Raw genomic sequence first — 21,129 nt, forward strand, 5'->3', positions numbered from 1 at the left:
TAACGAATGACCGATTTCTGTCCCACTCTCTCTTCCATTATTCCTTCCAAAAGGTCAAGCTCTGAGTAAATCGGTAGTTTGAACTCTTGGTAGACACTGTCGTTTTGGGATATTTTTCCAGTAATTGTTGGATCTTGTACAAGCCAAGACCGCGGCCATCTCCTTTACTTGAGTAGTCCTTTTCAAAAATTCTCGCCAGATCTATTTTTTCAGCTTTTGTACTATTTTCAACTATTAAGGTGAGGGAGTTTTCCTCCTGGAGCATGACAAGAGTCAGCTGTGGGTCATCTGATTCAAGACTCGCTTCAATAGCATTGTCACAAAGAATGGATAAGAAGGTGATGAAATCTAAAACCTCGATGAATAAATCACGAACAGGTTCATCGATCTCGACAGAGATCCCAATCCCTTTATTTTGGGCTTCCAACAATTTTGCAGACAGAACACTTTTTACAGCTGGATTTTCGATGTGACTGAGTTTGGCAATATCAAACTTGCTATCGTAAAATTGTTGGCCACTCTCTCGAAGAACATTCTCATAGACTTCCCTGATCGCATTGAGATCTTCATGCTCAATACTTAACTTGAGACTGGTTAAAATATTCAGGTAATCATGACGAAAGGCACGAATCTCCCCATAGAGCATTTCGACGTGTTGACTATAGGTGGCTAACTCCTGCAGTTGCCTATCTTTTTGCTCTAGAATCTCTTGTTTCAATCGTTCTTTGGACACTGCATTGAAATACAAGAGCATCACAAAAAACAAAATCAAATAAATACTATTTAACTGTTCCCGTAAAGCATCTGCATGCGGAATAATATCCTCAAAAACCACCAGACCTACAACACTGAGCAAATACACAAACATGGAAAGATTCATTGGGAGTAAGAAACGATTAAAATACTGCCGTTGAAACCCTACTTTTAAATCTGTAAAATCTAGTTTTAACAATTTAGTGATTCCTATATAAACAGGAAAGACCAACAATTCAAGTAGAGCATCATACCAGCTGACAGATGCCTCATGAACAAGTACAATCCCGAGCATCGGAAAGACATAAAAGGCTAGGAGGCGCCCAATGAGACTCTCCACGACAACCGGGTAGAGCCCATAAAAAATGTTCAAGAGGTGTCGTATGTTACGATTTCGATAGAAACTATAGGCAATAAATACTAAGAAATAGCCAAAAAAGCCTACCGGTGGCACAAGGGTAAAGACGACTGCAAAGAAGAAAGGGCACAAAAAGAGCCAGCGCCAAGCGAACTCTTGTCTACTGATATGACGATAGATCAGCATGCTGACGAAGAACTTTAGGTAAGACATTAGAATATCTAACAGCAATTCTTTCTCCCTTCTATTTTTTCAAAGCTTCCAGTAAGCCTCTATACTTGGTCCGTGAGATCAAGCAATTGTCCCCATTTTCAAAAAAAGCTTTCTTGGCTTCTTTATCAATCTTCGTAATATTTTGTGGATTCACCACAAAGGAGCGGTGGCACCGATACAAGCGGGGATCTGCTTTTTCGATATCGGCAATACTAGCGTAAAATTCCAAGCGCTCATCCTGAGTGTGTAAAATGACCTTGTGAATAGTTGGAGACGTTTCAACATACAAAATCTTATTAAAGGGAACTTGTACACGCGCCATCGCACTCTCAAATGTAAAAGCATCTTGCGCAATCGTGGTCCCAGCTTGCTCCAAGGTATAATCGATGGCTGAGCTGATTCTCTCTCTGAACTCTTCCTCACCCAGCGTTTTATCGATAAAATCCAAGGCAGCTACTTTGTACTGAAAGGTAATGGGCATGAATTCAGAGTGAGTGGTGACAAAGACAATGGTCGCATGGGGGTCTTTCTTACGAATCTCTTTTGCGATCTCTAGACCCTTTTTCTCCTCACCTTTAATCTCGATATCTAAAAAAAATAGGTGATGGGCGCCTCTCTCTGTGACAGCATCCAGCAACTGGCTTGACTTCCCAAACACTTCTGGCGCTTTGCACTGCAGGGATTTTTGACGGATGAGATCCTGCAAGACCGCTTCGATACGCGATTGTTGGATCCATTCATCTTCTAACACAAAAATCTTCAACAAAGTCCTCACTCCTTCCCCTCTACGAATATGTTCTATTTTACCATAAATGATGCCTACTGAGCCACTCTTTCAAAAGAGACTTGATAGGCCTTCTACCTTTTCTCCTAAACAAAAAACTCTCCCGGAGGAATCCGGAAGAGCTTGCGCAAGGGGAATTTGAAAAATATTTTTTAATATGAAAAAGGTCGATAAAATCTATGCTATGTTCAAACTCTCATTTTACTAACAGCGATATTACGATCAAGTTTTATTGTCAATAGACATGTATGTGGGAAGTTCTCCCCTTGCAACAATGTAGACCTGTGATCTACTCTTACTAGTATACACTAGAATTATTACAAAATCAGTTAATTTGTATTGCAATTTGTTGGCAAATATTCCTCCGCCTGAAAACACCACAAACGCTTGATTCCCAAGCATCTACGCAAGTCCTCTTTAATTAGTATTTATCATTTCTGTTACAAAATTTAAAATAAAAATATTATTCCACAACACATGAAAATTCCAAAGCACGATAAAAAAGGAGGAACGATATTTTCCTCCCTTTGAGCTAGTAAGACACTTCGGCAAGGCACCATGGTGCTTGCCATAACAATAAATGCACCTGATAAATTAACCAAGGGGTTACGACGTGAAAAGGGAGGAACGATATTTTCCTCCCTTTGAGCTAGTAAGATGATTAGGTAGGCCGCAACATAGCGGCTACCGTCCAATGATTCGGTGCTTTAGCACCAATCATTGGTATCAGGTTACATCATCCCACCCATCATGCTTGGATCCATTCCTGGTCCTGCTGGGGCTGCTGGTTCTGGTTTGTTGGCTACGACTGCTTCGGTCGTCAAGATCAGACTCGCTACGGAAGCGGCGTTTTGAAGGGCTGAACGGCTCACTTTAACTGGGTCGATGATTCCTGCATCAATCATATTCACCCATTCACCTGTTGCAGCATTGAAACCTGTTCCGACTTCGGCATTTTTCAAGCGATCAATCACAATAGATCCTTCGTAACCGGCATTGTGGGCAATTTGGCGCACCGGCTCTTCCAAGGCACGAAGAACGATATTGCGTCCGGTCGCTTCATCTCCTTCTAATTCAAGGGCTGCGACTGCAGAGATGACATTGACAAGAGCTGTACCACCTCCGGCAACGATCCCTTCTTCAACGGCTGCGCGAGTCGCATTAAGGGCATCTTCGATACGGAGTTTCATTTCTTTCAATTCTGTTTCTGTTGCAGCACCGACCTTGATTACGGCAACACCACCAGACAATTTAGCCAAACGTTCTTGTAATTTTTCACGGTCAAATTCAGAGGTTGTGGTTTCGATTTGTGACTTGATAACCGCAACACGGTTAGCGATCGCTTCTGGGTTACCAGAACCTTCGACAATGACAGTACTGTCTTTATCGACTGACACTTTAGCTGCTTGACCAAGTGCTTCAATGGTTGCATCTTTCAATTCCAAACCAAGATCGTCTGTAATGACTGTACCACCAGTCAAGATGGCAATGTCTTCTAGCATGGCTTTGCGGCGATCACCAAATCCTGGTGCCTTGACAGCTACGACATTAAAGGTACCGCGGATCTTGTTCAAGACAAGTGTTGGAAGAGCTTCGCCATCGACATCATCTGCGATGATCAAGAGTGGACGGTTGCTTTGAAGAATGCTTTCCAACAATGGCAAGATTTCTTGGATATTTGAAATCTTCTTATCAGTGATCAAAATGTATGGATTTTCAAGGTCTGCCACCATTTTTTCATTATCTGTGACCATGTATTGTGAGAGGTAACCACGGTCAAACTGCATACCTTCAACGACTTCCAGTTCTGTTTCCATTCCACGAGACTCTTCAATCGTGATGACCCCATCTTTACCAACTTTTTCCATGGCTTCAGAGATGTACTCACCGACTTTTTCAGAACGAGAAGACACAGCAGCTACTTGAGCAATGGCTTCCTTGCTTGATACTGGGATCGCATTGTTTTTCAAAGATTCTACTGCTGTTGCAACAGCGGTCTCGATCCCACGGCGGATGCCAATTGGGTTAGCACCTGCAGTGACGTTTTTGATCCCTTCACGGACGATGGCCTGAGTCAAGACCGTTGCGGTCGTTGTACCGTCACCTGCGATATCATTGGTCTTAGAAGCCACTTCTGACACCAATTTGGCACCCATATTTTCAAAATGGTCTTCCAATTCGATTTCTTTTGCGATGGTCACCCCATCATTTGTGATCAAAGGTGAACCAAATGATTTTTCAAGAACCACATTGCGACCTTTAGGGCCCAACGTAACTTTCACTGTATCTGCTAAGACATCGACACCACGGACCATTGCAGAACGTGCATCAGATGAAAATTTAATATCTTTTGCCATTTCTCTTACCTCTTTCCTCTCTTACTCTACAATTGCAAGAATGTTTGCTGTTCCAACGATGGTGTAGGTTTCTTCCCCATCTTTCACTTCAATTCCTGCATGGCTTTCAACCAAAACATGGTCTCCTGCTTTTACAGCTGGAGCGATGAGTTCACCACTTAGGGTACGCACACCTTCACCAACGGCCACTACTTCAGCTGTTTTTGTATCAGCCTTGCTCGCACTTGCGAGGACAAAACCTCCAACAGTCTGTTCTTTTTCTTCGACTTTTAAGACCACACGGTCTCCTAATGGTTTTAACATGTTCATTCCTCCATACGTGTTTTTAGCACTCTCTATACGTAAGTGCTAACTTATGTTTCTATTGTATCACTTGGTCAGAAATAGTCAAGAAAAAAACACCTCAAAAATAGATGAGATGTTTCTAAAATATCAATTTAAAATTGTCAATTTTTGATTGAAATCGTCGATCACTTTTTGAAGATTGATCCGCCCGCGGTAGATGCCATATCCAAAAACAATCATGCCTAAAATTCCAACCAAGGCTAGTAAAATCCCGAGGATCAAGAGTGGGAGGAAACTTTTGTGAAAGAGATAGATCAATACCACACCAATACTGGCAATGATAAAGAGTAAGCTGAACCAACGACCAAGGTTTTCAAGCATGTGGCGTTGGTACTTGATTTCTGTTTCATATCCATTGACAAGTTCTTGTTTTGTAACCATGGGATTCCTCCTGATAAAAATTGAGAATGAAGTGCAAGTAAAGGAGGTCCATTCACTTCATTCTCAAAAACTCCTACTAGCAAATTCGTTTTTTTACCTTAGTATTTAAGATGTGGGTCAAAGATACCAAGGGCAACACCGATCAAAGCAACTACAACGAGAAGTAACATAACTTTGTTTGGTGAAATTTTTTTCTTAGACATCAACCACCAGCAAAGAGTGATGAAGGCTGCTGTCAAGAGACCTGGATAAACACCATCGATCTTTTCTTGGATGTTCAAGAAGACTTTTCCTTCAGAATTCTTGAATTGAAGGGCTGTTGTAACAGATACCCAAGTAGCTGCTACGGCACCGATAACCATACCACCGACGACGCTGATCGCTTTACGAAGAGCTTGTCCTTTTGGTCCTACAAGGAATTCAACGGCTTTATCCCCTAATTGGTAACCTTTGAAGAAGGCAAAGCGCATACCAAAGTAGACTAAGAGGTTCCATACGACGATGTAGAAGAGGGCACCAGCGACGTTACCACCTTTAGAAAGTCCAAGGGCAATCCCCAAGAGAACTGGGATCAAGGTACCAACAACCAATGAGTCACCAATACCAGCGATTGGTCCCATCAAACCGGCACGCATACCGTTGATGGTTTCGCCATCCACTGCATCTCCGTTTGCACGCGCTTCTTCCAAACCAGCTGTGATCCCTACAACAAGAGATCCAAGTTGTGGTTCAGTGTTGAAGAAGGCCGTATAGGTTTGCATAGCATCCTTTTGTTCTTCTTTTGTGTCATACATTTCTTCTACGATTGGAAGCATAGAAGTCAAGTACCCGAAGGTTTGCATATGTTCTTGAGAGAAACAAGTCAAATGACCATAATACCAATGATGGAATGCTTTTGCTAATGTTTTCTTTGAAATTTTCTTTCTATCAGCCATTTTAAATATCCTCCTCATCATCGTCTAGGTCCACCACTCCGGCTGGAGCAGCTTTCATCGATTTGATCACTTCAAGTTCATAGTAGATTACTGCAAAGATTAATGAAACAACAGCACTGGATACCAAGTTCAATCCGAGAGATTTTGCCAAGGTAAATCCAACAAAGAATGGAATGAAGTCAGTTGCTTCTGTAACAATTTGTTTCAACAAGATGGCAATACCGACACATGGGAGAAGAGCACCGACTGTAAAGAGGGCTTTCATCCAGTAACCATCCATAGGAAGGTATTGTTTCATCAAATCAACCATGTTTTCACCGTATTTGGTGATAATCATTGTTGGAAGGAAAGAGAAGAGGAAGTGAGAGATCCAAGGGTAAACCCAGTCAACTGCGTAGAGTTTTTTGAAGTTTCCTTCTTCAACGGCTTTCCAACCAATGTGTTGCCATACCAAGTTCATAGTAGCGGTACCGTAGAAAAGAACTGTACCGATTGTCCCAACGGCTGCACCGATTGGAGCTGCAGCTGCGGCGATTCCTGCTTCATCTGTGATGTTATTGGCATGCACAAACAAGATAGCAAGAGGAACACCAATGTAAGAGATGGCACGCACATCGGCAGATACGGTACCACCAGGTGTTACCAAGGCGATATAAACGACTTGAAGGGCAACCCCGACCATAATACCAGTTGTCACATCTCCAAGAATTAAACCTGAAATCAACCCACCGATCAAAGGACGACCGAGTGTATAGTTCCCGATACTGGAACCCCCCATACCAGGCATTGAAGACAAGCTGGCGAAAATACCAAGCAAGATTGCTTGAATCCATGAAATTGTCATAACAAACGCTCCTTTTGTTTGTAAATATATTTACCTAACAGATAGGACTGTTAGTTTTAAAAACCAAATTTTGATTTGAAATCATCCCAATACCCGATGGAAACATCTGGCAACAATTGGAATTTCACCTTGTAGCCTGCTGCTTGAATGGCTTGGAAGGCTTCTGCTTCTTCCTGAGTGATGGATTGGTTATTTCCCAATTTCACAGCTCCAGGACGATCATTTGCAGGGCCAACAATGATTTCTTTAACATCACCTGGGACAAACCCTTGGTCGACCAAAATTTCCTTCATATCGATTGGATTTTTGGTGATCAAGAAGTAACGACTATCTGATTCTGTTACTTTTGCTGATTTTTCCTTAAAGGCTTCCTTTGTCCATACAAAGGTTTTCTTGTCTGATGCGCCTTTGTAAGCTTGGATCAAAACCTTGTTTGATGCTGCTGCATCGTTTACGGCAATCAAACCATCACATGGTTTTTCCTTTGCCCAGCGTGTGACTGTCTGACCGTGAATCATGCGGTCATCAATCCGTACAAATGTTACTACCATAAGGTACCTCCCTATTAAATATCGTCATCATCTTCTTCAGCACCAGTGGCTGAAACTTCAAAAGGCTGTAGTGCAGATCGTGCTTCTGATAAGATGGTGGCTGACAATTCGTCTCCATCCAACACATCCTTCATCACAACTGCCGTCAAGGCCATGGTGAGGTTCATCCCACCAAGGATCAAGGCTCCATCGAGCTTTCCAGCTTCTTCTAGAACCGTGGCTGCAGTGGTTAATGGACTACCACCTACGATATCTGCCAAGACCAAAACAGAATCATCAGCTGTCAATCCTGAAATGCTCTCTCTGAAATCAACTGCGAAGTCATCGACCGATTTTCCTTCTTTGAGTCCAACTGCGATGACCTGATCCAACTTGTCACCAGCAAACATGGCTAGTGATGTTTTTAGACCTTCTGCCAGTCCACCATGACTGACCAAAATGAGGTATTTCATTTTGCTACGCCTCCTTTATTTGACTCTATTGTAGACTATTTGAAAGCGCTTTTACATTGTCAAATGTCACATTCCCAATATGACATTTAGCAATAAAAAAATGACATCTGTCACTTGACAAAATGCCATCTTATTTTACTCTAAACTCCTACCTGTAGACTACTTTCAATCTCCCTCTGAATTTGAGGCAAGCGGTTCTCAACATCTTGATCGCGCAAGGCATTGCCAATCAAGTAATCTAACTTTTCTAACAGCTCTTTTGAGACATTTTTCGGGCTACTTTCAACAGCTTGTTCCATGATGCGGTTCAAGGTCTGATTGGTCAAGGAATCCGTCCCAAAATCATCTACCTGCAGGAGGTCTTTACTAGAGCGACTCTTGACGACCTGTGGCATGACGGAGATCCCTTGGGATTGGGCAAAGAGGGTTTGTTGAATGTCTGGATCCTCTGTCAAAACTTGCATCAGTTCCCAAGCCAACTTGGAATGAGAACTTCGAGCTGACATAGCAAAAGAAGTCGTTGTGACCAAGGTTGCCTTGGTCGTTTTTGACTTAGCAGGCATCGGGATACAGGTCCAGGTGAAGTTTGAATATTTAGAAACGTGGTAAGGATAAGGTTTATAGGTCCGATATTGGGCCAAGGTCATGGGATAGAAGGCGACTTTCCCCTGGTCAAAATCTTTAGAGCTCACCTTGTAATTTTTATTTAGATCTTCCAATTTTTGCAGAAAAGTCAAAGATTCTTTGACTTCTGGAGCTGTCAGCTTGAGCATGCCTCCTTGGAAGAGATGACCTCCATTTGCCGCCAAGGCTTCTTTCCAGGTGTATTCTGTACTCCCAAATTGGTCCAATTGCCCATCCCCATTGGTATCTTTGGTTAGTTTCTTGCAAATCGTATAGAACTCTTCAAGGGTCCAGCCTTCTTTGGGAACCGCGATACCTTCTTTATCCAAGAGATCTTTATTGACACACATCAAAATCGGATTGCTTTCATAAGGTAAGGCATAGGTTTGCCCCTGATAGACACCGGATTCAAAGGCAACGGGATAAAAGGCAGCTTGATCTTTTCGATCCATATAGCCGTTTAACTTTTCTAATACGCCTCGCGCTGCTAATAAGGAAAGATCTTGCTCAGAGACCATAAACACATCTGGCGTCTTTCCTGAGACAATCTTTTCGGAAAGCCAGTCAGAATAATCCGACTGAGGAATCCCATTTTCATACTCTACACGAACGTGGGGATGGGATTTTTCAAATTTTTGAATCGCACGATCCAAGGCATGGGAACGTTGACTGGTCGGCACATCCCAGCTAGAACCTGCATAAACGCCGATATGGAGGACGGTCGGTTGCTGTTTCCACCAATAAAAACCCGCGCTCGCACAGAGCACAACAAGGAGGCCGATCCCCCAACAAAGATGCTTTCGCTTCAATTTCATTCTGTATTTCCTTTAGAAAAATCACGTCTCGTCACTCCTGTTTGGACTGACCAGATCGCTAATTGCGTTCGATCTCGTAGGTTTAATTTCGCCAAAATTGTTGATAAGTAATTGCGCACGGTTCCTTCTGATAAGAAAAGTTTAGCCGCAATTTCTTTATTAGACTCCCCATAGCCGACTTCTTGGATAATGCGCCATTCCGTCGTGCTCAAATCCTTGACATTGTCCTCATCCACAGCAATAGAGAAGTTGGTCTTGGCCATTTGTGAGAAAATTTGAAAGACTTTACTAGCGATATTCGGGTTGATCATGGCTCCGCCTTGATACACCACCTTAATCGCTTCATAGAGTTCCTCTGTCGAGGCTCCCTTTAAAAGATAACCTGAAGCACCATACTTGAGTGCACTATAGATAAATTCATCATCATCAAAGGTCGTTAAAATAATAATTTTGATATCCGGATAGTGCTCTTTGACTTCTTTTGTCGCCAAGACCCCATCCATGCCTGGCATCCGAATATCCATTAAGATCAGGTCAGGATGTGTCTGTGGAATGCTCGACAAGACGTGATTCCCATCTTCCACTGTGGCCACCACTTCAATATCGGGGTGGGCTGACAAAATAATTTTCAGAGATTCTCGAATCAAGGCCTGGTCATCTGCTACCATTACTTTTATCACCATCTCTATCTCCCTTCTTTATATTTCGGTAAACTGACGCGCGTGAAAAATCCATCGCGACTTTCAAATTGAAGCTGTCCTCCTAGGATGGAAATACGCTCCATCATCTGCTTGAGCCCATAGCCATAGGTCAAGGTTTCAAATCCAACCCCATTGTCCTGCAACTCAATCAGGTAATTTTCTTTATCCTCAAAAAAATGAAGGCTCATCTGACTGGCATGACCGTGGCGAACCGCATTGGTCATAGACTCTTGGATCACACGAAAGATCGTATCTTCAATCATGACGTCCATATCGACATCGACCCATTCATAGCGTAAATCAACCTGCAAGTTGGAGAGCGTCTGGTACTCGCGGATCATCTTTTCTAAAGCATCTTTGAGGGTTCGTCCCTCAAGGGCACCTGGACGGAGGCGGTTGAGAGAGCCTCTCACATCCTGGATTCCTTCACGAACCACTTCTGAAACACTTTTCACCTGCTCTTTTGCCCGATTGGGATCGATATCAATCAAGACTCCGACAGCATCTAAACCTGCTGAGATCCCTGTTAGCGCGTGTCCCAAGGTATCGTGAATTTCCCGAGCAATCCGCTTGCGCTCCCGATCCTCTGCAATCTTCTCAGACAAGGCCATATAGTTGTTCAACTCCGTATTGACCTTCGAAACCATGGCCAACTCTTCTTCTACTTCGTGGTTTTCCGCAAGAACATTCATAATATAGAACAAAAGCGAAATAATGAAGAGCACCATATTCAAGGCATAGAGGGAATTCTTCAAGAAAAAGGCCAGAATCCGAATGGAGGCAGGATAAAAATGAATATAGACATCCAGAGAAGGAATCGGAAAGAAAAGCGAAAAGACGTCTGAATTGGTCACAAGAAGCATCAAGAAACTTACTAGGATAAAAGCAAACCAATACTTGCGGTCTCGCTTGGTATTCAACTCTTTGGAACCATAGAAGATATCCGCAAAAACCAAGAGAATGAGCCCGTTATAAGCTACATTTTGGACCCACATCAAGAGCAACATCAGGAGGATCTCCAGAATGTTCCACTTATCAAAAATGGACCATCGACTCGTTTGAGACCGATAACGACTCATGGAAATCAAGGCAATCCCAGCAAATAAGAGTGCAGACAACCAAAAAGTTGTAGAGGGCGCAAAAGGAATGCGCTCTAAGCGTTCTACTAATAGGGAAGCTTGTCGTTGAGCAATGATATAATTGGTTGCTTGAAGATAGATGATACTGTTGAGCATCACAGCGATAAAATTCACGACCATCAGAATGGCCAAACTGTATCTCACACCTCTAAATTTTCTCATTACTGCCACCCATTCACATCAAATTGATCGATGTTTTCCTTTGTCATCATCTGAACCGGAATGGTTATTTCTTTTTGGTAGCTCTTCCCATCAGCCATATCTTGGATGACCTCCATCACGCGGTCTCCCATCTTCAACGGAGACTGGGCAACGGTTCCTACGACATCATCTGTCGAGTGTAGCAAGGCTTTCATATCTGGTGAGCCATCAATCCCATAGATCGCAATGGGATGGGTGATTCCTTGCTCCTTGATCGCCGCTAAAGCTCCTATAGCCGAGCGGTCATTCAAGGAGACTAGAGTATCGACATTCCCCCCTGACTGCAAGAACTTACGGACAGCTGGCATGGCGATCTCCGTCTGCCCCTTGGTTTCTAGTTCCGAGATGATCTGATAAGACCCATGTCCTTTGATGGTATCCTTAAATCCCTGAATCCGCGTATCTGCCGAAACAGTCCCTTTGTGCTCCAAGAGAAGGATCCGAGCATTTGAAGAGCGTTTCATCAACTCTTTCGCAATCAAGACTCCTGCTTGGTAGTTGTCGGAGACAATGCTGGCATCCGGCTTAAAATGCTTGAGCTGGGTATCAACTGCAATGATCTTAATTCCTTGTTTTCTAGCTTTTTTAAGAGCCCTTAAAATCGGCTGACTATCCCCTTTGACCGGATTAATCACAATCACATTTACTTTTTGAGCGCAAAAATCATCGATCTGCTGGCTCTGCCTTTTTTCATCCAATTCCGGATCTCGAACAGATACAAGAGCCCCTCTCTCATCGGCAATCCGACTAATTTCCGAATGAATACTTTTATAGAACTCATTGTTCATGGTCATATAGGTGACACCAATCTTGGTCTGATCCTTGATGCTACTGGTTTGACAAACGGCATAGATCCACAAGAGGAGGCAGGCCACTGGAATCACCAGTAGAACCCGTTTTATCAGCCATTTTAACAGTTCTTTTCTTTCTTCTTTCCTCTTCAAACTCCGTTCCTTTTCTGAAAATTTTGAATATATATTACTTTATTTTACTACTTTTTCAAGAAAAGTGCTGGCTTTTATTGTACAGATGCATATTTTTGATTTATTTTTAAAAGAGTCGTTCCCGAATAAAATCCCTAGCAAGTATCAAAAAAGCTGGTCTATAAACGAACCAGCTTTCTTTTTTGATCCTAAAAGGGAAGATCTTCCTCTTCTAAGATGATATCGGCTAAATCTCCCGTTCCACCATTTTCACGCATCGCTCGCTGAGCGCGGCTCTCTAGCAACTGAAAACTTTGGCAGAGGACCTCTGTCACATACTGCATGACGCCATTTTTCTCGTAGCGGCGCGTCCGAATCTCTCCATCCAAAGAGATCAGGCTCCCTTTGCTAGCATAACTAGCCATGGTTTCAGCCAATTTCCCCCAGACAACGACATTGACAAAATCAGTCTCTCGCTCCCCGTTTTGGTCCTTGTAGCGACGATTGACCGCAACGGTCACTCGGGCAACGGATTTGTCTGTGCTGGTTTTATGCAATTCTGGGGCCGCTACTAGGCGACCGATTAAAATAACTTTATTATACATCATTTACCTCCTATCTATTTATTCGAAAAAATTTCAAAAAATGGAGGTGACAAACCAAAATCAAAAAAATCTAGGATCCAAAACATCCTAGATTCTTCTCTTTATTCGTGCCAGTGACGAGCAGGATCAAAAGGTGTCCCTGCTACTTCTGCGTCATCCAATTCAATAATGCCTCGTTTTTGAGGAGCATTTGGCAAGTGCAATTCGCGCGGACTGCACATCATCCCATAGCTTTTTTCTCCACGAAGGGCCCCTGGGAAAATCAAGCTACCATCCGGCATCATGGCACCTGGAAGAGCGACAATGGTCTTGAGACCCACTCGCGCATTTGGAGCTCCAGCTACGATCTGAACCGTCTTATCTGGTCCAACTGCTACTTGGCAGATATTCAAGTGGTCACTATCTGGATGGGCTACCATTTCAAGGATTTCTCCCACCACAAATTTTGGTTCCCGATCATTGACCAAACGTTCTGCGAAGCCTTCTCTTTCCAATTCTTGATTCAAACGAGCTACTTGCTCATCTGTCAAAAAGACTTGGCCCTTGCCTTCGATGGCGAAGAAAGATGAGGCATCAAAAATATTCCAGGCAACGGTTTCTTGCTTGTCCTCACGGTAAACGCGAGCCACTTTTCCTTTTCTCTCCACCGCGAGCTTTGCTTCTCCACTATTTTTCAAGGTCAGCATCAAGACATCGCCGACTTGTTCTTTGTTGTATGTTACAATCATGTTTTTCTCCTATTTTAATCCTGCTAAGAATGCTGTAAGCTGCGCCTTGGTTTTTCGATCCCGATTGACAAACCGACCGATTTCCTTATCCTTTTCCAGAACCACCAAACTTGGGATCCCATAAACATCCCAGACTTTCGCCAGATCCATATAGGCATCTCGGTCAATCAAGATAAAGGTAAATTCGGGATTTTCAGCTTCAATCTCCGGCAAAAAAGGCTTGAGGTAACGACAATCCCCACACCAATCTGCTGAAAAGACAAACACTTTCTTGCCATCTTGCTCTACATAAGAAGCAATTTCTTCTAGAGAATTTGGTGTAATCATAGTTTTTCCTCTTCATAATGCAAGAGACCGTCCTCATAGACAAAGCGGTAATGGCGCTCATCTTCAAAAATGACGCCTCCTACTAAGCGTTCTTCACTAGACTCGTAGAGTTCCACATACAGGGTCGCAATCGTCCCCATGGCTTCCATTTGCTCCCGTACTTCTGCTACCAACTCTTCTTGGGTACGGAGACGCTTTTGATCTTTGGCGATTTTATAAACACCGGCCGCAAGAGCTCCTGCACTTGCTACAGCCAGACTAGACAAAATAATTTTTTTAGCTTTCATAGTGCCTATTGTAACACAAAATAAGCAGAGGGACAACGGTCTAGGCTGGATCTCTCCCTCTGCTTTTTGAGATTGATTTCCATAATAACGCTACCATCCTTGTAGAAAAAGTGTTAAAATAGCATCAGAAAGAAGGTAACCTATGACTGATTTATTTTCTAAAATCAAAGAAGTAACTGAAATCCCTGCTATCTCAGGTCATGAAGCTCCTGTACGGGATTATTTGCGCCAACAATTGACCCCTCATGTGGACGAAATCGTGACAGATGGTCTCGGTGGGATCTTTGGGGTCAAACATTCAACAGCTGCCGATGCACCTCGTATCTTAGTAGCTGCTCACATGGACGAAGTTGGTTTTATGATCAGCGAAATCAAAGCTGACGGAACTTTCCGTGTTGTCCCAATCGGAGGTTGGAATCCGATGGTCGTCAGCAGCCAACGCTTCAAACTCTTTACACGTGACGGACGTGAATACCCTGCTATTTCAGGATCTGTTCCTCCTCATTTGACACGTGGAACAGGTGGACCAACCGTACCTGCCATTAGTGACATCGTCTTTGATGCAGGCTTTAGCTCTAAAGCCGAAGCTGAAAGCTATGGGGTTCGTCCTGGAGATACCTTGGTCCCAGATAGCTCTGCGATTCTCACTGCTAATGGTAAAAACGTCATCTCCAAAGCATGGGATAACCGCTACGGCGTCTTGATGGTCAGCGAATTGGCTAAGAGCCTTTCTGGACAAGCCTTAAACAACGAACTCTATGTAGGGGCCAACGTTCAAGAAGAAGTGGGACTTCGTGGAGCTCACACTTCAACCACTAAATTTGATCCTGAAATCTTCCTTGCTGTAGACTGTTCGCCAGCAGCTGATGTCTTTGGAGACCAAGGTGCGATTGGGGAAGGAACACTGCTTCGCTTCTACGATCCAGGTCACATCATGCTACCAAATATGAAAGATTTCTTGCTCACTACTGCTGAAGAAGCGGGCATCAAATTCCAATACTATTGTGCCAAAGGTGGTACCGATGCAGGTGCAGCACACTTGAAGAATGGCGGAGTCCCATCAACAACCATTGGTGTCTGTGCACGTTACATCCACTCTCACCAAACCCTCTATGCCATGGATGATTTCTTGCAAGCACAAGCCTTCTTGCAAGCATTGGTTAAGAAATTGGATCGTTCTACAGTTGATTTGATCAAACACTATTAAACAACATCTATCACGAAGCCCCGTAAGGGGCTTTTTTAGGGGGAAAACAAGGTTCTCTTTGAAACTTTCCAGCGTGAGTCACCATTAAACCCTTTGGCATCCACACTCCCCTTAGGAAAGTATCTTAGAATATTTTATCTTCCATCTGTTTTCTGATATAATATGAAAGAATGAAATGGTAGGGAACGGAACACTCATCCTTGGATTTGTGAGGCAGACCCTTCCCTTATATACAGGAGTTTTACATGAAAAAACAAGCTTTTAGTTCTGAAAAGTATTTGAACTTGCAACGTGACCACATTATTGAGCGGATCAACCAATTCGATGGCAAGCTCTACCTTGAATTTGGTGGTAAGATGTTAGAAGACTTCCACGCTGCTCGTGTCCTCCCTGGATACGAACCAGACAATAAGATCAAGTTGCTCCAAGAATTGCGCGACCAGGTGGAAATTGTCATTGCCATCAACGCCAACAACATTGAGCACTCAAAAGCCCGTGGGGATCTAGGAATTTCTTATGACCAAGAAGTGCTACGCTTGATCGACAAATTCAATGAATTGGGGATCTTTGTAGGCTCTGTCGTCATCACCCAATATGCTGGACAAGCTGCAGCAGATGCCTTTCGCAAACAACTGGACAAGAGCGGGATCGCCTCTTATCTCCACTATCCGATCAAGGGCTATCCGACCGATATGGACCACATCATCTCTCCTGAAGGGATGGGGAAAAATGACTACATCAAGACTAGCCGCAATTTGGTCGTTGTGACAGCTCCTGGACCTGGTTCTGGTAAGCTGGCAACTTGTATGTCCAATATGTACCATGACCAATTAAATGGGATCAAATCAGGTTATGCCAAGTTTGAAACCTTCCCAGTATGGAATCTTCCTTTGCACCACCCAGTCAACTTGGCTTATGAAGCAGCGACTGCAGATCTAGACGATGTCAATATGATCGATCCCTTCCACCTCCAAACCTACGGAGAAACAACGGTCAATTACAACCGCGATATCGAAATCTTCCCTGTCTTGAAGCGCATGTTGGAACGCATCTTAGGAACCTCTCCTTACGCTTCTCCAACAGACATGGGCGTCAACATGGTTGGCTTTGCCATTGTGGACAATGACGCTGCGATTGAAGCTTCCCAACAAGAAATCATCCGTCGCTATTACCAAACCATCTTGGATGTCAAAGCTGAACGCGTCGGTGAAGGAGCTGTCAAGAAGATTGAGCTCTTGATGAATGATTTGGGCATTACTCCAAATGACCGGAAAGTGACTGTTCTTGCTCGTCAGAAAGAAGAAGAAACAGGGGAGCCAGCCTTGGCCCTTGAATTGCCAAACGGCGAGATGGTAACCGGAAAAACCTCCGATCTCTTTGGCCCAACCGCAGCCCTCTTAATCAATGCGATCAAGAAATTGGCGCATATTGATAAAGAAACCAAATTAATCGAGCCAGAATACGTCCAACCTATCCAAGGCTTGAAGATCAATCATTTGGGTAGCCGCAATCCTCGTCTTCACTCGAACGAAATCCTCATTGCCCTGGCCATTACAGCTATGACCAATGAAGACGCTAAGCTTGCTATGCAAGAATTAGGCAAGTTGAAAGGCAGTGAAGCCCACTCAACCGTGATGCTGACAGACGAAGACAAGAATGTCCTTCGCAAGCTCGGTATCAACGTCACTATGGACCCTGTCTACCAATACGATCGCTTGTATCGTAAATAAACTCAGACAAACAAAAACAATCCCTCGAATAGGGATTGTTTTTTTTATGATGCAAAGAAGAGAGACTATTTGACGGCATCCCATAATTGGCGAATAGGCTTTCTTTGAACAGGGTCCACAAAATGAGGAGCAATTTCATTCAAAGATTCTAGGACAAAGGCACGTTCTGCCACATAAGGATGTGGCAAGATCAAGTTTGGACTGTAACAAATGGTGTCCCCCATATAGAGCAGATCTAGATCGATCACACGTGGCCCCCACTTGACCTCACGAACACGTCCCATTTCCTGCTCAATGGCAAGTAAGGTCTCTAATAAATCCTCTGGGGTCATCCAGGTTTCAACTTCTGCCACCTGATTCAAAAAGGTGTCCTGCTCCACTCCTCCCCAAGGTTCTGTTTCAATCCTTGTGGATGTCTGAAGAAGATGAATGCCTCGATCCTTGAGTTTTTCTAGCGCCGTCTCTAGTTGCAGTTGTTTATCTCCCATATTGGTGCCAAGCCCAATAAAGACCCGTTTTTTCTCCCGTTCGATTGTCACCGAACAAGTCTCTAGTGGCAAGGGAACAGGAGCCCAAGGTTTTTTCAACTCCAGACGAACTTTTTCTACAAAGGAATAGCTTTCGAAAATCTTTTGAACCAATTGAAAGGCCACCGTTTCAATCAGATCGATCTTTTCTGCCTGCATCCACTCGGTCAACTGTTCCGCCAAGATCCCGTAATGGATCGAAGCTTCCAAATCACCTGTACGGGCAGCACGAGTCATCTCATAATCTACCCATAGGTCTAGGACAAAGCGTTGTCCTAATTCTTTTTCTGCTGGAAAAACACCGTGATAGGCGTATACCTCTAAGTCCTTGATCCGTAATTGATCCACTCTCTTCACCTCTTATAGCCAGCCATTAGTGGCCCATGAGTTTATAGGCTTCATTTTTTAAGTCTTTATCTGTCGCAAGCAGTCCACGCGCAGCAGTTGTCACTGTAGCGGTCCCAGGTTTACGGACACCACGCATGTTCATACACATATGCTCTGCTTCTACCCAGACAAGTGCTCCTTGTGCTCCAAGATATTCCATCAAGGCATCTGCGATTTCTACCGTCAAACGTTCCTGAATCTGTGGTTTTTTAGCGTAAACTTCGACCGTACGAGCCAGTTTTGAAAGCCCAGCAACACGGCCATTTGGAATGTAGGCAATGTGCACTTTTCCATAAAATGGCAAAAAGTGATGCTCACACATGGAATGGAAGAAAATATCCTTCTCGACCACCATATTGTTATCAATGATTTCAAATGATTTAGACAGGTGCTCTTCTGCTGTCTGCCCCAGTCCTGCAAAGATTTCTTGGTACATCTTTGCAATGCGGGTCGGCGTTTCCTGAAGTCCCTCACGGTTCTCATCTTCACCGACTGCCTCGATGATCATTTTCACTGCTTCTTCAATTTTCTTTGTATCCATATCATCTCCTAGTTGGATTTTTCTGTTTTTAATAAATAAGGTCGTACCTGGCTAAGGAAATAGAGCGATCCTGTTACAATGAGGAGCTCATCATCTCCAGCTTGCCAGTTTTGTAGAAATTCTCGCCAGTTGACTTCCTCCAGCTGGTGGTGGTTCGCAGCAGCTGTCATCTCTTCTTGAGAATAGGCTCTTGGATCTTCAAAAGTCGTGAGGATCAAGCGACTATTTTCCAGTTCCTGCCACTGAATGAGCATCTCTTCTAAGGCTTTGGTCCGGATGCAGGTAAAAAGAATGGTCTTTTTTTGACTTGGAAACAGTTCCCGAAGACTTGCGATCAAAGGCGCAACGGCATGGGGGTTATGGGCCCCGTCCAGCAAGATCATGGGTTTTTGAGAGATCACTTCCATCCGGCCAGGCCAGACGACTTGATGCAAGGCCTCATCCACTAACTCTCTTGACAAGAGTTCACGCCCTTCTCTTTCAAAAAGTACATCACAGATACTGATCGCAAGAGCTGCATTTCTGGCCTGGTGATGACCCAAGAGCGCTACTTGATAGGAGGCTGTTTCTCTTTTGGAACTGTGATAAGAAAAGGATTGGCCCGATAGACAAGAGGCCTCTAGCTCAACTTGGTAATCTCTGTCATAGGCTGTTATCGGTGCCTGCTTCTGAATCGCAATGCCTTCAATGACTTGGCTGGCTTCTGCTTCTAATTTCCCTAGAACCAGAGGAATTCCTGGCTTAATGATGCCTGCCTTTTCACGGGCGATGGAAGCCAGATCTGGCCCAAGAAGGGCGACATGATCCAAGCCAATCGAAGTGATCGCAGTCAGAACGGGCTGGCAGACGTTGGTACTGTCTAGTCGTCCCCCCATACCGACTTCCATGATCACATAATCCAGCTCCTCATGAGCAAAATAATCATAGGCGATCGCCGTCATCACTTCAAATTCCGTCAAACCTTGAAAGATGTCTCTTGATTCTTCAGCTTCCAAGAGCTGTTGGTAGCTATCCAGGTAGGTTTGCAGGTCTTGATCGGAAATGGCTTCGCCATTAATGGTGATCTGGTCATTGTAATGGATCAGATAAGGAGAGGTAAAGACTCCAACGCGTAAACCTGCCTTCCTCAAGAGTTGGGACAAGGTAGCAATGGTAGAGCCTTTGCCATTGGTCCCCGCAACATGAATGACCCGACAGTCTAGGTGAGGATTTCCTCTCAAAGCCAAGAGAGCTTCCATGCGCTCCAAGCCGAAATGTGGATCTTGGGAACGATAGGCTTCTAGCCAACGAAGATCCAACTGATGTTCTTTTGTCTTCATTTACTTGTATTGTTTTAAATTGGTATCTGCTGCCTCTTGGGCTTGGAAAATGGCTTGGCCCAGACTGGCTGCCATCTTGTGTAGGGGAATATCATGCACCCGCACCACTTCGACTCCTTGACTGGCTGCAATACTGGTCAAATGGCTCGAAGCCAGGTCCCGATTCCAAAAACCAGTCTCCGTTGCAGGATCTGTCTCAAATCCAGCTTCTTCAATAATATTGACCACAAAACGTTTGCGGGAGACCCCTAGAAAGATCGGATAACCTTTTTGGTGGATGGTTTCAAGCTCTTGCAACAAGAGCAAATTCTCGCGCTTGGTCAAACCAAAGCCGATCCCAGGATCCAGCATGATCCGTTCCGTCTGGACACCGGCTTCTTTTGCGACTGCAAGCGAGCGGTCAAAGAAGGTCCACATCACGTCTTGAATCGGTTCTTGAGCCATTGTTTGAAGCTCTGCTTCTGTAAAAGCTGGTTCGAAACCAAAAGTTGGAAAAATAGTGGAACTTGGATGATGCGGTCTTGCCATCACTGGATTAAACATGAGAACTGCGCTGGCTTCATGCTCTGCAACCACAGTAGCCATCTTAGAATCCCCAAGAAAACCAGTAATATCATTGACAATATCGGCTCCAGCTTCCAGCGCTGCCGCCGCCACCTGGGACTTCCAGGTATCCACTGAGATCAAGATATCACTTTCTTTCCGGATAGCTTTAATCACTGGAACCACGCGGTCAATCTCTTCTTGGATCTCCACATAATGACTTCCTGGTCTGGGTCTGGTTGATTCTCCCCCGATATCGAGGATCTGAGCCCCTTCTTGGATCAGTTTTCTCGCCTGTTGCAAGGCTGCATCCACACTCGTATACTTACCCCCATCAGAAAATGAATCCGGAGTGACATTTAAGATCCCACAAAGAAGGGTCCCTTGGCCATTCAGCCATTTTTTATCAATCATTTTCGTTCTCCATCAATTCCTTTCCAACAGCATGATTGCGAACAAAAGAGGCTAGAACAAATGTTCTAAACCTCTGAGTTCATTCTCCATACGGATTTCTCATTTTTTCTGACCTTCTGTACGAAGATTCTGCATCAA

At 44.0% G+C, this 21,129-nt stretch carries 23 protein-coding genes; 2 read left to right on the forward strand and 21 right to left on the reverse strand.

Features of this window, described 5'->3' with window-relative positions; all coding sequences use genetic code 11:
* Nucleotides 1–37 precede the first annotated feature (37 nt).
* The 17 genes from HMPREF2704_RS04915 to HMPREF2704_RS05000 all read right to left on the reverse strand — a co-directional run bounded on the left by HMPREF2704_RS04915 (nt 38) and on the right by HMPREF2704_RS05000 (nt 14,323).
* Nucleotides 38–1,324: a sensor histidine kinase gene (locus tag HMPREF2704_RS04915; RefSeq protein WP_256318012.1), complete on the reverse strand. Its 1,287-nt coding sequence runs from the start codon at nt 1,322–1,324 to the stop codon at nt 38–40.
* A 31-nt stretch (nt 1,325–1,355) separates the two neighbouring features.
* On the reverse strand, nt 1,356–2,090 hold the full coding sequence (locus tag HMPREF2704_RS04920; protein ID WP_070448909.1) for a response regulator transcription factor: 735 nt from the start codon (nt 2,088–2,090) through the stop codon (nt 1,356–1,358).
* A gap of 749 nt (nt 2,091–2,839) precedes the next feature.
* Nucleotides 2,840–4,465, reverse strand: a complete 1,626-nt coding sequence (gene groL / locus HMPREF2704_RS04930) for a chaperonin GroEL (protein ID WP_070845872.1) — start codon at nt 4,463–4,465, stop codon at nt 2,840–2,842.
* 21 nt (nt 4,466–4,486) lie between these two features.
* On the reverse strand, nt 4,487–4,768 hold the full coding sequence (gene groES / locus HMPREF2704_RS04935; RefSeq protein ID WP_070845874.1) for a co-chaperone GroES: 282 nt from the start codon (nt 4,766–4,768) through the stop codon (nt 4,487–4,489).
* Nucleotides 4,769–4,897: 129 nt separating this feature from the next.
* A complete protein-coding gene (locus HMPREF2704_RS04940) occupies nt 4,898–5,191 on the reverse strand; it encodes a hypothetical protein (RefSeq protein WP_003004348.1) in 294 nt (97 codons plus the stop codon).
* 98 nt (nt 5,192–5,289) lie between these two features.
* On the reverse strand, nt 5,290–6,144 hold the full coding sequence (locus HMPREF2704_RS04945) for a PTS system mannose/fructose/sorbose family transporter subunit IID (protein ID WP_037585172.1): 855 nt from the start codon (nt 6,142–6,144) through the stop codon (nt 5,290–5,292).
* Complete coding sequence (locus tag HMPREF2704_RS04950; RefSeq protein WP_014712796.1) at nt 6,128–6,970, reverse strand: PTS mannose/fructose/sorbose/N-acetylgalactosamine transporter subunit IIC; 843 nt, start codon at nt 6,968–6,970, stop codon at nt 6,128–6,130. Before HMPREF2704_RS04950 ends, HMPREF2704_RS04945 begins: the two co-directional genes overlap by 17 nt.
* 56 nt (nt 6,971–7,026) lie before the next feature.
* On the reverse strand, nt 7,027–7,521 hold the full coding sequence (locus HMPREF2704_RS04955; protein WP_000261775.1) for a PTS sugar transporter subunit IIB: 495 nt from the start codon (nt 7,519–7,521) through the stop codon (nt 7,027–7,029).
* 14 nt (nt 7,522–7,535) lie between these two features.
* Nucleotides 7,536–7,973, reverse strand: a complete 438-nt coding sequence (locus HMPREF2704_RS04960) for a PTS sugar transporter subunit IIA (RefSeq protein ID WP_070845876.1) — start codon at nt 7,971–7,973, stop codon at nt 7,536–7,538.
* 140 nt (nt 7,974–8,113) lie between these two features.
* Nucleotides 8,114–9,412: an ABC transporter substrate-binding protein gene (locus tag HMPREF2704_RS04965; protein ID WP_070845878.1), complete on the reverse strand. Its 1,299-nt coding sequence runs from the start codon at nt 9,410–9,412 to the stop codon at nt 8,114–8,116.
* A complete protein-coding gene (locus HMPREF2704_RS04970) occupies nt 9,409–10,092 on the reverse strand; it encodes a response regulator transcription factor (protein ID WP_037585171.1) in 684 nt (227 codons plus the stop codon). Before HMPREF2704_RS04970 ends, HMPREF2704_RS04965 begins: the two co-directional genes overlap by 4 nt.
* A 5-nt stretch (nt 10,093–10,097) precedes the next feature.
* On the reverse strand, nt 10,098–11,414 hold the full coding sequence (locus tag HMPREF2704_RS04975) for a sensor histidine kinase (protein ID WP_003009809.1): 1,317 nt from the start codon (nt 11,412–11,414) through the stop codon (nt 10,098–10,100).
* Nucleotides 11,414–12,397 carry a substrate-binding domain-containing protein gene (locus HMPREF2704_RS04980; protein WP_003009806.1) on the reverse strand — a complete coding sequence of 328 codons (984 nt, stop codon included), beginning with the start codon at nt 12,395–12,397 and terminating at the stop codon, nt 11,414–11,416. The genes HMPREF2704_RS04975 and HMPREF2704_RS04980 overlap by 1 nt, the downstream gene beginning before the upstream one ends.
* 188 nt (nt 12,398–12,585) lie before the next feature.
* Nucleotides 12,586–12,981 carry a single-stranded DNA-binding protein gene (locus HMPREF2704_RS04985; RefSeq protein WP_003004675.1) on the reverse strand — a complete coding sequence of 132 codons (396 nt, stop codon included), beginning with the start codon at nt 12,979–12,981 and terminating at the stop codon, nt 12,586–12,588.
* A 101-nt stretch (nt 12,982–13,082) separates the two neighbouring features.
* Nucleotides 13,083–13,709 (reverse strand): YtpR family tRNA-binding protein, encoded by a 627-nt coding sequence (gene ytpR, locus HMPREF2704_RS04990; protein WP_003009800.1) that lies wholly within the window; start codon nt 13,707–13,709, stop codon nt 13,083–13,085.
* A gap of 9 nt (nt 13,710–13,718) precedes the next feature.
* Nucleotides 13,719–14,036 (reverse strand): thioredoxin family protein, encoded by a 318-nt coding sequence (locus HMPREF2704_RS04995; protein ID WP_003009797.1) that lies wholly within the window; start codon nt 14,034–14,036, stop codon nt 13,719–13,721.
* Nucleotides 14,033–14,323, reverse strand: coding sequence for a DUF4651 domain-containing protein (locus HMPREF2704_RS05000; RefSeq protein WP_003004245.1), 291 nt, complete (start codon nt 14,321–14,323; stop codon nt 14,033–14,035). The genes HMPREF2704_RS04995 and HMPREF2704_RS05000 overlap by 4 nt, the downstream gene beginning before the upstream one ends.
* A 142-nt stretch (nt 14,324–14,465) precedes the next feature.
* Here HMPREF2704_RS05000 and pepA point away from each other — a divergent pair, with 142 nt between their 5' ends.
* Nucleotides 14,466–15,530 (forward strand): glutamyl aminopeptidase, encoded by a 1,065-nt coding sequence (pepA, locus tag HMPREF2704_RS05005; protein WP_014712788.1) that lies wholly within the window; start codon nt 14,466–14,468, stop codon nt 15,528–15,530.
* Between the two features lie 245 nt (nt 15,531–15,775).
* On the forward strand, nt 15,776–17,260 hold the full coding sequence (locus HMPREF2704_RS05010) for a DUF1846 domain-containing protein (protein WP_021154294.1): 1,485 nt from the start codon (nt 15,776–15,778) through the stop codon (nt 17,258–17,260).
* A gap of 65 nt (nt 17,261–17,325) precedes the next feature.
* On the opposite strand, the gene folK is transcribed toward HMPREF2704_RS05010, so the two are convergent.
* From folK to folP, 4 genes are read right to left on the reverse strand one after another with little or no spacing between them, the layout of a single operon-like run.
* Entirely contained in the window at nt 17,326–18,135 is an 810-nt protein-coding gene (gene folK, locus HMPREF2704_RS05015; protein WP_070845880.1) for a 2-amino-4-hydroxy-6-hydroxymethyldihydropteridine diphosphokinase, read from the reverse strand.
* 25 nt (nt 18,136–18,160) lie between these two features.
* Nucleotides 18,161–18,715 (reverse strand): GTP cyclohydrolase I FolE, encoded by a 555-nt coding sequence (folE, locus tag HMPREF2704_RS05020; protein ID WP_003019101.1) that lies wholly within the window; start codon nt 18,713–18,715, stop codon nt 18,161–18,163.
* An 8-nt stretch (nt 18,716–18,723) separates the two neighbouring features.
* Nucleotides 18,724–20,034 carry a bifunctional folylpolyglutamate synthase/dihydrofolate synthase gene (locus tag HMPREF2704_RS05025; RefSeq protein WP_070845882.1) on the reverse strand — a complete coding sequence of 437 codons (1,311 nt, stop codon included), beginning with the start codon at nt 20,032–20,034 and terminating at the stop codon, nt 18,724–18,726.
* Nucleotides 20,035–20,991: a dihydropteroate synthase gene (folP, locus tag HMPREF2704_RS05030; RefSeq protein WP_070845884.1), complete on the reverse strand. Its 957-nt coding sequence runs from the start codon at nt 20,989–20,991 to the stop codon at nt 20,035–20,037.
* Between the last annotated feature and the right edge of the window lie 138 nt (nt 20,992–21,129).

The sequence above is a fragment of the Streptococcus sp. HMSC076C09 genome (assembly GCF_001837905.1).
Classification (GTDB): domain Bacteria; phylum Bacillota; class Bacilli; order Lactobacillales; family Streptococcaceae; genus Streptococcus; species Streptococcus parasanguinis_I.